The sequence below is a fragment of the Methylobacterium sp. D54C genome (assembly GCF_053345595.1).
In genome coordinates this window covers 365,577-380,471 of record NZ_JBKFAK010000002.1, presented here as the reverse complement: position 1 = coordinate 380,471, position 14,895 = coordinate 365,577, and the positions used below count along the sequence as shown (strand labels likewise).

Genomic DNA, 14,895 nt, shown 5'->3' with positions numbered 1-14,895 from the left:
ATGGCCACCTTCCTCGCCCGCGCCGCCGCCGTCCCGCAGGACCGGCCGCGCCTCCCGCTCGGTCAGCGCCTCGCGCTGCCCGAAGGGCTCGTCCCCCTGCTCCGCCGGATCGGCTGGATGCTGGTCTCGGTCGGCTGCTTCGCCGGCCTCTGGGAGCTGCTCTGGGCGCTCGGCATCGCCGACGCCAAGCTCCTGCCGCCGCCGCACATCTTCCTCGGCAACCTCGCCGAGCAGGCGCGCTTCTTCAACACCGCGCAGCGCTGGCAGATCGGCACCGGGATGAGTACCGGCCCCAGCCCCGCCATGGCGGTGCTGATCACCGTGCTCGCCTCGACCGGCCGGGTGCTGGCGGGCCTCGCCCTGGCGGCCTCCCTGTCGATCCTGGTCGGGGTAGCGATCCGCTACTTCAAGCTGTTCGAGCGGCTGACCCTGCCGACCATCACGCTGCTGGCGCCGGTCTCGCCGATCGCGTGGCTGCCGGTCGCGATCTTCATGTTCGGGATCGGCAACGCCCCGGCGATCTTCATGGTGTTCATCGCCCTGTTCTTCACGATGGTGCTCTCAACCATCCAGCAGATCGACGAAGTCAACCGCAACTTCATCAACGTCGCCCGGACCATGGGGGCGTCGAAGCGCCAGATCTACGCCCGGGTGATCGTGCCGGCGATCCTGCCGGGGCTGCTCGCGGTGCTGCGCCTCAACCTGTTCGGCGCCTGGATGGTGGTGCTCGTCGCCGAGGCGACCGGCGTCGGCTACGGGCTCGGCCAGGTGATCATGCTGGCGCGCAACACCTTCAACCCGTCGCTGGTGTTCTTCACCATCACGCTGATCGGCCTGCTCGGCTTCGCCTTCGACCTGCTGTTCCGGCTGGTCCAGCGGCGGCTGCTGTACTGGCTGCCGCGCGACACGGGGGCCTCCCTTGGTCTCTGATCCCCGCTCCGACGATGCTGTCTCGTGCCGCGGCGTCGCCAAGGTCTGGGCGGCCGGCACCGCCCGCGCCCACGAGGCGCTGCGCGACATCGACCTCACCGTGCGGCCCGGCGAGTTCGTGGTGTTCCTCGGCCCCTCGGGCTGCGGGAAGAGCACGCTGCTCTACCTGATCGCCGGGCTCGAACCCGCCTCCGGGGGCGAGCTCCTGGCCTTTGGCGAGGCCGTCACCGGCCCGTCGCCGGAGCGGAGCCTGATCTTCCAGGAGACCTCGCTGCTGCCCTGGCTCAGCGTCTGGCAGAACGTCAGCTTCGGCCTGTCGCTGAAGGGCGTGCCGGAGGCCGAGCGCCGGAGCGTCGCCCGGGCGGCGCTCCAGCGCGTCGGCCTCGCCGAGGCCTTCGACAAGCGGCCGGACGAGCTGTCCGGCGGCATGCGCCAGCGCGTGGCGGTGGCGCGGGCGCTGGCCATGCGCCCGAAGGTACTGCTGATGGACGAGCCCTTCGCGGCGCTCGACGTCCAGACCCGCCAGAAGATGCAGGACTTCCTGCTCGACGTCTGGCGCGACAGCGGCGCCTCGGTGCTGTTCGTGACCCACCACATCGACGAGGCAGTGGCGCTCGCCGACCGGGTGGTGGTGTTCACCGCCCGCCCCGGGCGGATCAAGACGATCGTCCGCAACAACCTCGCCCGCCCGCGCGACCCGTTCTCGCCCGAGGCGGAGGCCTTGCGGCGGCACCTCACCGAGCTCCTGCGCGACGAGGTCGACCGGGCCTTCGCCGAGCAGGAAGCGCTCGTCTGACCCCCTCCCCCAACACGGACACGACCATGGCCACATCGCTGATCCGCAGCCGGCGGATGATCACCCGTACCCTCGACCATGATCGCTGGGAGGAGATCGCCGACGGCGCGGTCCTTCAGAAGGACGGGGTCATCGCCGCGGTCGGCACCTACGCGGACCTGCACGCCCGCTACCCCGACGCACCCGTGATCGGGTCCGGCCGCGAGATCCTGCTGCCGGGCTTCGTCAACGGCCACCACCATGTCGGCCTGACGCCGGTGCAGCTCGGTTCCCCCGACATGCCCCTGGAGCTGTGGTTCGTCACCCGCATGGTGGCACGCAACCTGAACCTCTACCTCGACACCCTGTACTCGGCCTTCGAGATGGTCGGCTCCGGGATCACCACGGTCCAGCACATCCACGGCTGGATGCCCGGCAGCCTGGAGGAGGTCGAGGCGCGCTCCAACGAGGTGCTGCGCGCCTATCGCGACATCGGCATGCGGGTCTCGTACTGCTTCGCGGTCCGCGACCAGAACCGCCTCGTCTACCAGGCCGACATGGACTTCGTGGCGAGCCTGCCGGCGCCGCTGCAGGACCCGATGAAGCGCTGGTTCGAGCGCTTCCAGATGTCCCTGGAGGACAATTTCTCGCTCTTCCGCAGCCTGCATGCCGGTCAGGAGGGCGCGTCGCGGGCGAAGATCCAGCTCGCCCCCGCCAACCTGCACTGGTGCTCGGACGCGGCCCTCGAGGGCTTGGCCGGCCTGTCCGAATCCTACGACGTGCCGATGCACATGCACCTCGTCGAGACCGCCTACCAGAAGGCCTACGCGGAGAAGCGCGGCGGCGGGACCGCGGTCGAGTACCTCGACCGGTTCGGCATGCTGGGGCCCCTCCTGACGCTCGGCCACGGCGTCTGGCTCAACGAGTCCGACATCGACCGGGTGGCGGCGACCGGCACCTGCATCTGCCACAACTGTTCCTCGAACTTCCGGCTGCGCTCCGGCGTGGCGGCGCTCAACCGCTTCGAGGCGAAGGGGATCAACACGGCGATCGGCCTCGACGAGGCGGGCATCAACGACGACCGCGATATGCTGCAGGAGATGCGCCTCGTGCTGCGCGCCCACCGGGTGCCCGGCATGGACGAGGCCGACGTGCCGAGCATGGCGCAGGTGCTGCGCATGGCGACCGTCGGAGGCGCCCGCACCACCCCCTACGGCGACAGCCTCGGCACGATCGAGGTCGGCAAGGGCGCCGACATGGTCCTGATCGACTGGGACCAGATCGCCTACCCGTATCTCGACCCGGAGACGCCGCTCCTCGACGCGGTGATCCAGCGGGCCAAGACCGGCGGCGTCACTGCGGTTCTGTGCGAGGGTGAGGTGCTCTACGCGGACGGCCGCTTCACCCGGGTCGACCGCGACGCCGCCCTGAAGGCGCTCCACGACGACCTGTCGCGGGCGCTCTCGGACGACGAGGTCGAGCGGCGCCAGCTGTCGAAGGCGCTGCTCCCCCACGCGCGGCGCTTCTACGCCGACTACATCGACCCGTCGCGGCACGAGCCGTTCTACCGCCCGAGCTCGCGCGTCTGACGGCGCGGGCCCGGGCCGGGCCTCAGCGGACCAGGCAGGGCTTCTTGTTGTCGAAGGTCCAGCCGGGGATCAGGAACTGCATGGCGGCCGCGTCGTCGCGGGCGCCGAGGCCGTGGTCGCGGTAGAGGGCGTGGGCCTCCTCAACCGCCGACATGTCGAGCTCGATGCCGAGGCCCGGCCGCTCCGGCACCCGCACGAGGCCGCCGCGGATCGCCAGCGGCTCCTTGGTCAGGCGCTCGCCGTCCTGCCAGATCCAGTGGGTGTCGATCGCCGTGACGTTGCCGGGCGCCGCCGCGGCCACGTGGGTGAACATCGCGAGCGACACGTCGAAGTGGTTGTTCGAGTGCGAGCCCCAGGTCAGGCCGTGGTCGCGGCACAGCTGGGCCACCCGGACCGAGCCGGCGAGCGTCCAGAAATGCGGGTCGGCCAGCGGGATGTCGACGGCGCCGAGCTGGATCGCGTGGTTCATCTGGCGCCAGTCGGTGGCGATCATGTTGGTGGCGGTGGGCAGGCCGGTGGCGCGGCGGAACTCCGCCATGATCTCGCGGCCCGAGAACCCGCCCTCGGCGCCGCAGGGATCCTCCGCGTAGGCCAGGACGTGGCCCTGGCCCTTGCAGAGGCGGATCGCCTCCGCGAGGGACCACGCGCCGTTCGGGTCGAGCGTGACCCGCGCCTTGGGGAACCGCTCGTGGATCGCGGTGACGGCGGCGATCTCCTCCTCGCCGCGCAGGACGCCGCCCTTCAGCTTGAAGTCGTTGAAGCCGTACTGATCGTAGGCGGCCTCGGCGAGCCGGGCCACGGCCCCGGGGGTCAGCGCCTCCTCGTCGCGCAGGCGGAACCAGCCGTCGCGGGCGATCGGGGCGCGGTAGCCAAGATCGGTGCGGGTGCGGTCGCCGAGGTAGAACAGGTAGCCCAGCATCTCGACGGCGTCGCGCTGCTGGCCCTCGCCCAGGAGCGCCGCGACCGGCACGTCGAGGTACTGGCCGAGCAGGTCGAGGAAGGCGGATTCGACGGCCGTGACCGCGTGGATGGTGATGCGCAGGTCGAAGGTCTGCAGGCCGCGCCCGCCGACGTCGCGGTCGGCGAAGCGCGTCCGCATGGCGTTGAGCACCGCGTTCCAGGCGCCGAGCGGCTGCCCGACGACGAGGTCCCGGGCATCCTCCAGGGTCTTGCGGATGCCCTCGCCGCCGGGGACCTCGCCGAGGCCGGTGGCGCCGGTGGTGTCGGTCAGGATCACGAGGTTGCGGGTGAAGTACGGGCCGTGCGCGCCCGAGAGGTTGAGCAGCATGCTGTCGTGGCCGGCCACCGGCACGACCTTCATGGCGGTCACGGTCGGCGTGTGGCGGGCGGCGTGGCGGCTCTCGTTCAGCATGGCGTCCTCCTCGGGGGCCCCCGGCCGGTCTGCGCCGGGCGCGAGGCGGGATCGATGCGGGGCCGGACCGGCCGAGGCCGGTCCGGCGTGCGGGTCAGTGGGCCTTGAGTTCGACGCGGCGGATCTCGCCGACCACCACGAGGTAGCAGAAGCAGGCGACGAGGGCGTTCAGGCCGACGAAGACCAGGGCGCCGTTGAACGAGCCCGTGCTCTGGACGATGTAGCCGATCGCGATCGGCGTGGTGATGCCGGCGGTGTTGCCGAAGGTGTTGAACAGGCCGCCCGAGAGGCCACCGCTCTCCCGGGGCGAGGTGTCGGCGACGACCGCCCAGCCGAGCGCGCCGATGCCCTTGCCGAAGAAGGCGAGCGCCATCAGGCCGACCACCAGGGCGTCCGCCTGGACGTAGTTGCAGCCGATGATGCTCATCGACAGCAGCATGCCGCCGACGATCGGGATCTTGCGGGCCGCCGTCAGCGAGAAGCCGCGGCGCAGGAGCAGATCGGAAATCACGCCCCCGAGGATGCCGCCGATGAAGCCGCAGAGCGCCGGCAGCACCGCCGCGAAGCCGGCCTGCAGGATCGACAGGCCACGCTCCTTGACGAGGTAGACCGGGAACCACGTCAGGAAGAAGTAGGTCAGCACGGTGATGCAGTACTGGCCGATATAGATGCCGAGCAGCATCCGGTTGGCGAGCAGCTGGCGCAGCGTCCGGCCGGCATCGCCCTGCTTGCTCCGGCTCTGGCCGTCCATGTCGAGCAGGGCGCCGCCGGCCTCGATGTAGTCCCGCTCCGCCTGGTTCATCGACGGGTGGTTCTTCGGGCTGTCGACCACGCGCAGCCAGAGGACCGCGAAAGCGATGCCGAGCAGGCCCATGCTGGTGAAGACGTGGTGCCAGCCGAAATTGTGGACGATCCACGCCATCAGCGGCGTGAACAGCACCGTGGCGAAGTACTGCGCCGAGTTGAAGAAGGCCGAGGCCATGCCGCGCTCGCGGGTCGGGAACCACGCGGCGACGATCCGGGCGTTGGCGGGGAAGACCGGTGCCTCGGTGAGGCCGACGGCGAGCCGCAGGGCGAAGAGCAGCACCACGGCGGTCAGGCCGGTGAAGAAGCCGACGGCGCCCTGGACCAGCGTGAAGGCCGACCAGAGGGCGACGGCGGCGGCGTAGACCCACTTGACGCTGTAGCGGTCAAGGAGCCAGCCGCCCGGGATCTGGGCGAGGACGTAGGACCACGCGAAGGCCGAGAAGACGTAGCCCATCTGAACCGGCGAGAGGCCGAGTTCCTTGGCCATGTCGGGGCCGGCGATCGAGATGGTCGCGCGGTCGGCGTAGTTGATGGTGGTCGCGGCGAACAGCATCGCGACGATCAGCAGGCGGACGCGGGTGCGGCGACCCGCGTCGGCGGCGGCGAGCAGGGTGCTCGGCGCGCCGGTCGAACTGGCACTCATGGACGTTCTCCCAGGCTCGTCGCCGCCCGGTTGATCCGGGAGGCGGGTCGTGGCCGCCGTTGGCTCGGCGGGTCAGTCTTGGGTGTCGAGGCGGGGGCTCAGCGGCGGTCGCCGATCAGGGCCGTCAGCTCGGCGCGCTCGGCCGCGTCGAGCTCGGTCAGCGGCGGCCGGACCGGGCCGGCGTGGCGGCCAACGGCGCTCATGCCCGCCTTGACGATCGAGACCGCGTAGCCGCGCTTGCGGTTGCGGATCGCGATGTAGGGGAGGACGAAGTCGCGCAGCTCCCGGTAGACGGCGTCGCGGTCCCGGCGGCGGACGCTGTCGTAGAAGGACAGCGCCCATTCGGGCAGGAAGTTGAAGATCGCCGAGGAGTAGGTGGTGACGCCCATCTCCAGGTACGGCAGCGCGAAGGTCTCGGCGGTGGGCAGGCCGCCGACATAGGTCAGGCGGTCGCCCAGAGCGGCGTAGACCCGGGTCATCAGCTCGACGTCGCCGATGCCGTCCTTGAAGCCGACGAGGTTCGGGCAGCGCTCGCACAGGCCGGCGAGCGTCTGCTCGTTGAGCTGGGCGTTGGCGCGATTGTAGACGATGACCCCGAGGGAGGTCGCCCGGCAGACCGCCTCGATATGGGCGGCGAGACCGGCCTGCTCGGAGCCGACGAGGTAGGGCGGCAGCAGCAGGATCCCGTCCGCGCCGGCGGCCTCGGCGGCCCGGGCCATCTCGACCGCCAGGGCGGTACCCTGGCCGGCGGGGGCGATGACCGGGGTCCGGCCGCGGGTCTCCTCGACGGCGGCGCGCAGGACGCGGTCGATCTCGGTAGGCGTCAACGAGAAGAACTCGCCGGTGCCGCCGGCGGCGAACAGGCCCGATACCCTGTAGTCGGCCAGCCGCCCGAGATTGTCCCGGTAGGCGGTCTCGTCGAAGCTGAGATCGTCGCGGAAATGCGTGACCGGGAAGGACAGCAGGCCGGAGCCCAGCACGCGCGCCATCTCGGCCGGGGTCATGCTCGCCATCGATTCTCTCCCTGGAACGCACCGTTCGGTGTCGCGTCCGGGGTTAGGCGCCGGCGTTAAATGCGTCCAACGTTGATTTTGGCTGGATTATCCCGGATCCTGCATCAATGTTCGATCTCGGCCATGCCCGCAGCTTCGTCGCCGTCGCCGAGGAGATGCATTTCGGCCGGGCCGCGGCCCGGCTGCACCTGACCCAGTCGCCCCTGTCGCGGCAGATCCAGATGCTGGAGCAGACGCTGGGCGTGACGCTGCTGGAGCGGACCACCCGGGCGGTGCGCCTGACCCCGGCGGGCCGCACCTTCCTGGCCGAGGCCTACCGGGTTCTGGCGGCGGCCGAGAACGCCGCGCGCATCACGCGCCGCGCCGCCCTGGGCGAGAGCGGGGTGCTGCGCCTCAGCTTCACCGCCGCCTCGGCCTACCGGACGCTGCCGCATGTCGTGGCCCATGTCCGCCGGACGCTGCCCGAGGTCGATCTCGTGCTGGAGGAGATGGTCTCGGACGAGCAGATCCTGGCGTTGGGCGAGAACCGCACCGATCTCGCGATCCTGCGGCCGGCGCCGGTCCTGCAGGATCCGAAATCCGCGATCGCCACGGCGCCGCTGGCGCGCGAGCGGCTCCTGCTCGCGGTCCCGCGCGGGCACCGCCTCGCGGCGGCGCGCGCCCCAACCCTGCGGGACCTCGACGGCGAGGCCTTCGTGACCTGGTCGCCCCGGGGCGGGCGCTACTTCATCGACCTGCTCGACCGGCTGTTCGAGGACTGGGGCGTGCAGCCGCGGATCGTGCAGCGGGTGAACCAAGTCCACGCGATGCTGGCCCTCGTCGGCGCCGGCATCGGCGTCGCGCTGGTGCCGGGCAGCGCCAGGGGCAACAGCATGGCCGACATCCGGCTCCGGCCGATCGCCCTGCCGGCCACGACCGGGCCGGAGCTGTGGCTCGCGTGGCGCAGCGACAACGCCAATCCCTGCCTGCCCTCGGTGCGGGCGGCGGCGCTGGAGACCGGCGAGGCGTGACGGCCGGCGCCGGCCTGGAAAGTCGGTGCGGCCGGCGATAGGCTGCGCGCTCGCCCCGCTTCCGGTCGCGCAGCCGGCCGGGGCCGCCCCTCCCGGATCAGGCAGGCACCATGAGAGTTTCGGCCGACCTCTGCATCGTGCCGATGGGTGTCGGCCCGTCGGTCTCGCGCTACGTCCGCGAGCTCAAGGGGATCATCGAGTCGAGCGGGCTCACCGCCACGATGCATCCCAACGGCACGAACATCGAGGGCGAGCTGTCGGAGATCTGCGCGCTGGCGGAGCGGTGCGAGGCGAGGCTCGCCGAGCTCGGCGTCCAGCGGACCTTCTTCACGCTGATCTTCTCGACGCGCCGCGACAAGGACCAGTCGATGGCCGACAAGCTCGCCGCGGTCTCCTGACCGCGACCGCCGCAGCGCGTTATCCCGGGGTCGTTCTCCGAACCCGCGCCGAATGAGGTGCGGGTCCCCGCTCGTGCGGGAGAGGGGGCGCGTCGCGGCTGGCTCGACCGGTGACGCGTCCTCCGGACCGTCGCGACGCGAACGAGAAAAGCCCTAGCCGTGGCAGGCGCAGCCGGCGTGCTCGCAGCCGGCGTGATCCTTGTGGCCGTTCGCGCAGTCGTCGCAGCAATAGGCCTTGCCGTCCCGCGACACGGCCTTGGCGACCGGGATCACGCAGACGCAGTCCTGGCAGGCGCACTTCACCATCTCGACGTCGACGCTGGCCATGATTTCCTCCTCCGGCGGGACAGTCCGCATGTCGACGTTAGAACCGCTGCGGCGGCGAGGAAACCCTTCTCCGGGCGCGGTGACGCGCCCGTGATCCCATTCGCCCGCTCGCGCGTTCCCCAGGTCCGGTGCTCGCTGCGCCGGGTGGAGGGCGCCATGGCCGATCAGAACACCGACGACGTCCGGATCGAGCCCTATGACGGGCCTGCGGGCGGCTGGGGCTCGGCCCGCTCCCTCGTCGAGATCCTGACCCGCGAGGGCGTGCCGGTCACCGGCTCGGCGATGCTGCTCAAGCAGAACAAGCCGGACGGCTACATGTGCACCTCCTGCGCCTGGGCGAAGCCCGCCAAGCCGCTAGCGTTCGAGTATTGCGAGAACGGCGCCAAGGCGACCGCCTGGGAGCAGACGCGCCGCCGCGCGACGCCGGACTTCTTCGCCGCGCACACGGTGACGGAGCTTCTCGGCTGGAGCGACTACGCCCTGGAGGAGCAGGGCCGCCTGACCCACCCGATGCGCTACGACCCGGCGATGGACCGCTACCGGCCCGTTACCTGGGCGGAGGCCCTGGCCGAGATCGGCCGGGAGCTGAAGGAGCTGCGCGCGCAGGACCCGCGGTCGGTGGTGTTCTACGCCTCCGGCCGGGCGTCGCTGGAGACGAGCTACATGTGGGCCCTGCTCGCGCGGCTCTATGGCAACAACAACCTGCCCGACTCCTCCAACATGTGCCACGAGCCGACTTCGGTGGCGCTGCCGCAGTCGATCGGCGCGCCGGTCGGCACGGTGCTGCTGGAGGATTTCGAGACCACCGACCTGATCTTCTTCTTCGGACAGAACGTCGGGTCGAACTCGCCGCGGATGCTGCACCCGCTCCAGGAGGCGCGGCGCCGGGGCGCGCAGATCATCACCTTCAACCCGCTGCGCGAGCGCGGGCTGGAGCGCTTCACCGACCCGCAATCGCCGGTCGAGATGCTCACCCGCTCGTCCACGAAGATCTCGACGCAGTACCATCAGGTGAAGGCCGGCGGCGACCTCGCGGCGCTCACCGGGCTGTGCAAGGCGCTGATCGCCCTCGACCGGGCCGCGGAGGCCGCCGGCCGGCCGCGGGTGCTCGACCACGCCTTCATCGCCGAGCACACCCACGGCTTCGAGACCTTCGTCGCCTTCTGTAACGGTCAGGACTGGGCCGCGCTGGAGCGGCGTTCCGGCCTCACCCGGGCTGCCCTGGAGGCCGCCGCCGGAGTCTACGCCCGCGCGAAGGCGGTGATCGGCATCTACGGGATGGGCCTGACCCAGCACCGCAAGGGCACCGAGACCGTCCGGATGCTCGTGAACCTGCTGCTGCTGCGCGGCAATATCGGGAAGCCCGGAGCCGGGATCTGCCCGGTGCGGGGCCACTCGAACGTGCAGGGCCAGCGCACCGTCGGCATCACCGAGAAGCCGGAGCTGGCGCCGCTGGACAAACTGCGGGAACTCTACGGCTTCGAGCCGCCGCGGGAGAAGGGCCTCAACACCGTCGAGACCTGCGAGGGCGTCCTCGACGGGCGTGTGAAGGCGTTCATCGGGCTCGGCGGCAACTTCCTGCGGGCCGTGCCCGACACCGCCCGGATGGAACCGGCCTGGCGGCGGCAGCGGCTCACCGTGCAGATCTCGACCAAGCTCAACCGCTCGCACCTCGTGAACGGCGCCGTCGCTTACATCCTGCCCTGCCTCGGGCGGATCGAGATCGACCGGCAGGCGAGCGGCCCGCAGGCCGCGTCGATGGAGAGCTCCACCGCCCAGTTCCACGGCTCGCGGGGCGTGGCCGACCCGGTCGGGCCGCACCTGCGCTCCGAGCCCTGGATCGTGGCGGAGATCGCCAAGGCGACCCTGCCGCCCAATCCCCGCATCGACTGGGATGCTTGGGTCGCCGACTACGCCCGGGTTCGCGACGCGATCGAGGCGACCTACCCGAGCGTATTCCACGACCTGAACGGCCGCATGTTCCACCCGGGCGGTCTGCTGAAGCCGCTGGGCGCCCGCGACCGCAAGTGGGAGACCGACACCGGCAGGGCGAATTTCGCGGTCCCCGAGGGCCTGGAGGCCGATCCAGACCTGCCCGACCGGGGTCCGGAGGTGCTCGACCTCATCACGCTGCGCTCGAACGACCAGTTCAACACCACGGTCTACGGCTACGACGACCGCTTCCGCGGGGTGAAGGGCACCCGGGACGTGCTGTTCATGAACCGCCGGGACATCGCGCGGCTGGGGCTGAGGGACGGGATCAGCGTCGACGTGGCGACCGAGGCGGACGACCAGGTGACGCGGCGCGTCGGCGGGCTGCGGGTGATCGCCTACGACATCCCCGAGGGCAACTGCGCCGGATACTACCCGGAGTTGAACGTCCTGCTGCCGCTCTGGCACTACGACGAGCAGTCCAAGACTCCCGCCGCCAAGGCGATCACCGTGCGGGTGACGGCCGCGACCGCCGCACCCTGAGTGGAGCGTCTGGCGTCCGGTCGCGCCTTCCGGCAAGGAACGACCATGGACCAGGCGACTCCTCCCGACGCGCGACCGGACGCTCCGGTGGAATCGCGGCTGCGCGCGCTCGTCGGCCGGATCGCCGCCGGGGCGCCCCTGCGCGAGCCGGGCGCGGACCTGTCGCAGCTGAGCGCCGGGCCGGGCGCCCTCGCGGATGTGCCGGACGCCGGCCTCGTCACCGACGCCGAATCCGGCGGCCTCGCGCTCGCCGGCGCGGACCTGTCCCGCGCCCGCATGGAGGAGGCCGATCTCTCCGGCGCGAACCTGCGCGGGGCGAGCCTGTCCGGCGCGGTCGGGCGCTCGACCCGCTTCACCGGGGCGATCCTGGAGGCGGCCGACCTGTCGGAGGCCGATCTCTCGGGGGCGGACTTCACCGGCATCGTCGCCGGGCAGGTGAAGTTCGCCGGGGCGATGCTGGAGGATGCCCGGTTCGGCCAGGCCGCGATGCGCTTCGCCGACCTGTCCGGCGCCCTGCTCGACGGGACCGACTTCGCCGGCGCCGATCTGTGGGGCGCGGATTTCTCCGGGGCGGACGCGGACGACACGGTCTTCCGCGGGGCGCGGCTCGACGAGGCCAAGCTCGCCGACGCCAACCTGACCCACGCGGATTTCGCCGAGGCCAGCCTGACCAAGGCGAGCCTCGCCGGCTCGCGGCTGCGGGGCGCGCACTTCACCGGCGCGAAGCTCGACGGCGCCGATCTCTCGGGGGCGGATCTCTCCGACACCGACCTCGTGCGGCTCAACCTCGCGACCTGCCGGCTGCGGCACGCGCGCTTCGCCGGCGCGTGGCTGAACGGCACGCGGATGAGCGTGGAGCAGCTCGGCGGCGCGGTCGGCGAGGAGGTGGCCGGCGCCTACGACGCCGCCCAGGCGAGCTACCTCGCCCTGGAGCAGAACTGGAAGAGCATCGGCAGCCACGACGCGGCGAGCTGGGCCTACAAGCGCGGCCGCCGGATGGGCCGGTTCCATGCCGGGCAGCAGGCTCGCGCCGCCTGGTCCGACCGGGACTGGTCCGGATTCCTGCGGCACGGCTATCGCTGGACCGCCGACCGCTTCGTCGAGTGGCTGTGCGATTACGGCGAGAGCCTGTCGCGCATCGCCCGCGCCTTCGCGCTGCTGATCGTGCTGTTCGGCGGGCTCTTCGGCCTGACGGGCGGCCTGTTCATCGTGGAGGGGCCGGAGGCCGGGCCGACCTACAATCCCCTCGATCTCCTGAGCTACAGCGCGCTCAACATGATGACCGCGAACCCGCCCGAGATCGGCCTGAAGCCCACCGGCCGCGTCACCAACCTGCTGGTCGGCATCGAGGGCGGCGTCGGCATCATCCTGATGGGGCTGTACGGCTTCGTCCTCGGCAACCGCCTGCGGCGGTGACCCCGATCGCGTCCGGGCCGCTCAGTCGTTCACGCTGAGCCGCTCGATGACGAGGCTCAGATCCTTGCGCAGGGCGCGGATCTCCGGCTCGCTGAGTTCGAGCTGGCACATCACGCTCTCGCGGACCGAGACCGCGTCGGCGCGCAGGGCGGCGCCCTCTGGCGTCAGGGCGATCTCGACCTCGCGCTCGTCCGACTGGCGCCGGGTCCGGAGCAGGAAGCCCGCGCTCTCCAGGCGCTTGAGCACCGGTGTCAGCGTGCCGGAATCGAGGCGCAGGCGCCGGCCGATCTCCGAGACCGTGACGCCGTCCTGTTCCCAGAGCACCAGCAGGACCAGATATTGCGGATAGGTCAGTCCGAGCCGCTCGAGCAGCGGCCGGTACGACTTGGTCATCCGATGCGCGGCAGCATAGAGCGCGTAGCAGAGCTGATTATCGAGAAGCAGCGGATCCGTCTCCGGCTGCGCCTCAGCCGTATCGGCAATATACGCCATATCGTTTGCCCATCGCGGTCCACGCACCGCCATTCTCGACCGCGACCGCGGGTTCGTCACCATACCATAACACGGGATACCGGCGCGCAAGCTCCGGTCGTCCGGCCCGTTCTCTTAACAACCCTATGGGGTTCGTCTCGGTGTTCGTCCCCCGCCCGCGACGGGCGGGAGCGCCGCCAGGCTGTCGAGGAAGCCGGCCTCGTCCTCGAGCGTCCGGAGATCGAGGCGGACGGCCTCGTCGCTGATCCGGCCGATCACCGGCACGGGGAGCCGGCGCAACTCCTCAGCGAGCCGCCGGCACCGGCCGCCCGCGCCGCGGCTGCCCGCCGAGGCCGGCGCCAGGACCAGGGCGGCGCTGGGCAGCGTCTCCACCGGCAGTGCGCCGGATCCGATCTGGCTGATGCACTCGGCGACCGTGACCGTGGCGCGGCCGGCGAGCCGCTCCGCCACTGCGGGGGCGAGGCGCTCGGCCTGGGCGGCGATGCTGTCGCGGTCGCGGGTGAGGAGCCGCAGGGTCGGGAGCTCCGCGCGCAGCCGCTCCGGGTGCAGGTAGAGCCGCAGCACGGCCTCGAGGGCCGCGTAGGTCATCTTGTCGACGCGCAGGGCCCGCTTCAGCGGATTCTTTCGCACGCGGGCGATCAGGTCCTTCCGGCCGGCCACGATGCCGCACTGGACCGCGCCGAGCAGCTTGTCGCCGCTGAAGGTGACGACGTCGGCCCGCTCCAGGGCGGCGCGGATGGTGGGCTCGGGGGGCAGCCCGTAGGCCGCGAGGTCGACGAGGCTGCCGCTGCCGAGATCGTCCGCCAGCGGCACGCCGCGCTCCCGGCAGAGGGCGTAGAGGGCCACGGGATCGGCCACCGCGGTGAAGCCCGCGATGGCGTAGTTGCTCGGGTGCACCTTCATCACGAGGCCGGTGCGGGGCCCGAGAGCCTCCGCGTAGTCGCGCAGGTGGGTGCGGTTGGTGGTGCCGACCTCGCGCAGGCGGCAGCCGGCCCGCACCATCACGTCGGGCACCCGGAACGAGCCGCCGATCTCCACGAGCTCGCCGCGAGAGACCACCACCTCCTTGCGCATGGCGAGCGCGTTCAGCACCAGCAGGACCGCGGCCGCGTTGTTGTTGACCACCACCGCGGCCTCGGCGCCGGTCAGGCGGCAGATCAGGCCCTCGACATGGTCGTCCCGCTCGCCCCGGGCGCCGGTCTCGAGATCGAACTCGAGGTTGCTCGCCTGCACCATCACGGCGGCCACCGCCTCCGCGGCCGAGCGGGGCAGCAGGGCGCGGCCGAGATTGGTGTGCAGCACCGTCCCGGTCAGGTTGAAGACCGGCCGCAGCGACGGGCGCCGCTCGGCGGCGAGCCGCGCCGACGCCGCGGCCCGGATAGACTCCGCGTCCGGGACGGGGCCGCCCCCGACCCGGATCTCGGCCAGCACCGCCCGGATCGCGTCCGTGAAGGCCGTCCGCCCGTAGGTCTCGAGCTCCGCCGGCGGCGCGCCGCCGACGAGGCGCTCCACCGCGGGAATCCGGCGCGGGGACGGCGCCGGGTCGTCGGCCTGCGGGGTGGGGACGGGCGCGTTCATGGCAGGCCAGAGATAACCATCCCGGTGCACGGAGCCAGCCCGTCGACGCGCGGATAATGCGCGCAGGTTG

Annotated in this window: 13 protein-coding genes; 7 read left to right on the top strand and 6 right to left on the bottom strand. The window is 71.5% G+C overall.

The annotated features are described in order from the left end of the window. From ACLBYB_RS07135 to ACLBYB_RS07125, 3 genes are read left to right on the top strand one after another with little or no spacing between them, the layout of a single operon-like run. Positions 1 to 930: an ABC transporter permease gene (locus tag ACLBYB_RS07135; protein WP_447698350.1), complete on the top strand. Its 930-nt coding sequence runs from the start codon at positions 1 to 3 to the stop codon at positions 928 to 930. Next, positions 920 to 1,726 (top strand): ABC transporter ATP-binding protein, encoded by an 807-nt coding sequence (locus ACLBYB_RS07130; RefSeq protein ID WP_447698349.1) that lies wholly within the window; start codon positions 920 to 922, stop codon positions 1,724 to 1,726. The genes ACLBYB_RS07135 and ACLBYB_RS07130 overlap by 11 nt, the downstream gene beginning before the upstream one ends. A 26-nt stretch (positions 1,727 to 1,752) precedes the next feature. Continuing rightward, on the top strand, positions 1,753 to 3,294 hold the full coding sequence (locus ACLBYB_RS07125; protein WP_447698348.1) for an amidohydrolase family protein: 1,542 nt from the start codon (positions 1,753 to 1,755) through the stop codon (positions 3,292 to 3,294). A gap of 22 nt (positions 3,295 to 3,316) precedes the next feature. Here the strand turns inward: ACLBYB_RS07125 and gudD are convergent, their stop codons facing one another. The 3 genes from gudD to kdgD all read right to left on the bottom strand — a co-directional run bounded on the left by gudD (position 3,317) and on the right by kdgD (position 7,129). Beyond that, entirely contained in the window at positions 3,317 to 4,666 is a 1,350-nt protein-coding gene (gene gudD, locus ACLBYB_RS07120; protein WP_447698347.1) for a glucarate dehydratase, read from the bottom strand. 94 nt (positions 4,667 to 4,760) lie between these two features. Next, positions 4,761 to 6,116 carry an MFS transporter gene (locus ACLBYB_RS07115; RefSeq protein WP_020090743.1) on the bottom strand — a complete coding sequence of 452 codons (1,356 nt, stop codon included), beginning with the start codon at positions 6,114 to 6,116 and terminating at the stop codon, positions 4,761 to 4,763. A 98-nt stretch (positions 6,117 to 6,214) separates the two neighbouring features. Further along, complete coding sequence (gene kdgD, locus ACLBYB_RS07110; RefSeq protein ID WP_447698346.1) at positions 6,215 to 7,129, bottom strand: 5-dehydro-4-deoxyglucarate dehydratase; 915 nt, start codon at positions 7,127 to 7,129, stop codon at positions 6,215 to 6,217. 107 nt (positions 7,130 to 7,236) lie between these two features. Between kdgD and ACLBYB_RS07105 the strand changes: the two genes are divergently transcribed. After that, the gene (locus ACLBYB_RS07105) at positions 7,237 to 8,139 is read left to right on the top strand and encodes a LysR family transcriptional regulator (RefSeq protein ID WP_447698345.1); all 903 of its coding nucleotides are present in this window, start codon (positions 7,237 to 7,239) and stop codon (positions 8,137 to 8,139) included. Positions 8,140 to 8,249: 110 nt separating this feature from the next. Beyond that, entirely contained in the window at positions 8,250 to 8,537 is a 288-nt protein-coding gene (locus tag ACLBYB_RS07100; protein WP_447698344.1) for an MTH1187 family thiamine-binding protein, read from the top strand. Positions 8,538 to 8,690: 153 nt separating this feature from the next. Here ACLBYB_RS07100 and ACLBYB_RS07095 read toward each other — a convergent pair whose 3' ends face one another. Beyond that, on the bottom strand, positions 8,691 to 8,864 hold the full coding sequence (locus ACLBYB_RS07095) for a metallothionein (RefSeq protein ID WP_020090747.1): 174 nt from the start codon (positions 8,862 to 8,864) through the stop codon (positions 8,691 to 8,693). 156 nt (positions 8,865 to 9,020) lie between these two features. Between ACLBYB_RS07095 and ACLBYB_RS07090 the strand changes: the two genes are divergently transcribed. Both ACLBYB_RS07090 and ACLBYB_RS07085 read left to right on the top strand, forming a co-directional pair. Next, the gene (locus tag ACLBYB_RS07090) at positions 9,021 to 11,339 is read left to right on the top strand and encodes an FdhF/YdeP family oxidoreductase (RefSeq protein WP_447698343.1); all 2,319 of its coding nucleotides are present in this window, start codon (positions 9,021 to 9,023) and stop codon (positions 11,337 to 11,339) included. A gap of 45 nt (positions 11,340 to 11,384) precedes the next feature. Continuing rightward, entirely contained in the window at positions 11,385 to 12,755 is a 1,371-nt protein-coding gene (locus tag ACLBYB_RS07085) for a pentapeptide repeat-containing protein (protein WP_447698342.1), read from the top strand. 21 nt (positions 12,756 to 12,776) lie between these two features. On the opposite strand, the gene ACLBYB_RS07080 is transcribed toward ACLBYB_RS07085, so the two are convergent. Together ACLBYB_RS07080 and selA are read right to left on the bottom strand one after the other, a co-directional pair. Next, complete coding sequence (locus ACLBYB_RS07080; protein ID WP_020090750.1) at positions 12,777 to 13,247, bottom strand: MarR family winged helix-turn-helix transcriptional regulator; 471 nt, start codon at positions 13,245 to 13,247, stop codon at positions 12,777 to 12,779. Between the two features lie 123 nt (positions 13,248 to 13,370). Next, entirely contained in the window at positions 13,371 to 14,825 is a 1,455-nt protein-coding gene (gene selA / locus ACLBYB_RS07075) for an L-seryl-tRNA(Sec) selenium transferase (protein ID WP_447698341.1), read from the bottom strand. Between the last annotated feature and the right edge of the window lie 70 nt (positions 14,826 to 14,895).

Excerpts from the sequence above, each read along its gene's own strand:
- ACLBYB_RS07085 (WP_447698342.1), top strand. The coding sequence starts at position 11,385 with ATGGACCAGGCGACTCCTCCCGACGCGCGACCGGACGCTCCGGTGGAA.
- ACLBYB_RS07095 (WP_020090747.1), bottom strand. The coding sequence starts at position 8,864 with ATGGCCAGCGTCGACGTCGAGATGGTGAAGTGCGCCTGCCAGGACTGC.
- ACLBYB_RS07115 (WP_020090743.1), bottom strand. The coding sequence starts at position 6,116 with ATGAGTGCCAGTTCGACCGGCGCGCCGAGCACCCTGCTCGCCGCCGCC.
- kdgD (WP_447698346.1), bottom strand. The coding sequence starts at position 7,129 with ATGGCGAGCATGACCCCGGCCGAGATGGCGCGCGTGCTGGGCTCCGGC.
- ACLBYB_RS07135 (WP_447698350.1), top strand. The coding sequence starts at position 1 with ATGGCCACCTTCCTCGCCCGCGCCGCCGCCGTCCCGCAGGACCGGCCG.
- ACLBYB_RS07100 (WP_447698344.1), top strand. The coding sequence starts at position 8,250 with ATGAGAGTTTCGGCCGACCTCTGCATCGTGCCGATGGGTGTCGGCCCG.
- ACLBYB_RS07080 (WP_020090750.1), bottom strand. The coding sequence starts at position 13,247 with ATGGCGTATATTGCCGATACGGCTGAGGCGCAGCCGGAGACGGATCCG.
- ACLBYB_RS07105 (WP_447698345.1), top strand. The coding sequence starts at position 7,237 with ATGTTCGATCTCGGCCATGCCCGCAGCTTCGTCGCCGTCGCCGAGGAG.
- selA (WP_447698341.1), bottom strand. The coding sequence starts at position 14,825 with ATGAACGCGCCCGTCCCCACCCCGCAGGCCGACGACCCGGCGCCGTCC.
- ACLBYB_RS07090 (WP_447698343.1), top strand. The coding sequence starts at position 9,021 with ATGGCCGATCAGAACACCGACGACGTCCGGATCGAGCCCTATGACGGG.
- gudD (WP_447698347.1), bottom strand. The coding sequence starts at position 4,666 with ATGCTGAACGAGAGCCGCCACGCCGCCCGCCACACGCCGACCGTGACC.
- ACLBYB_RS07125 (WP_447698348.1), top strand. The coding sequence starts at position 1,753 with ATGGCCACATCGCTGATCCGCAGCCGGCGGATGATCACCCGTACCCTC.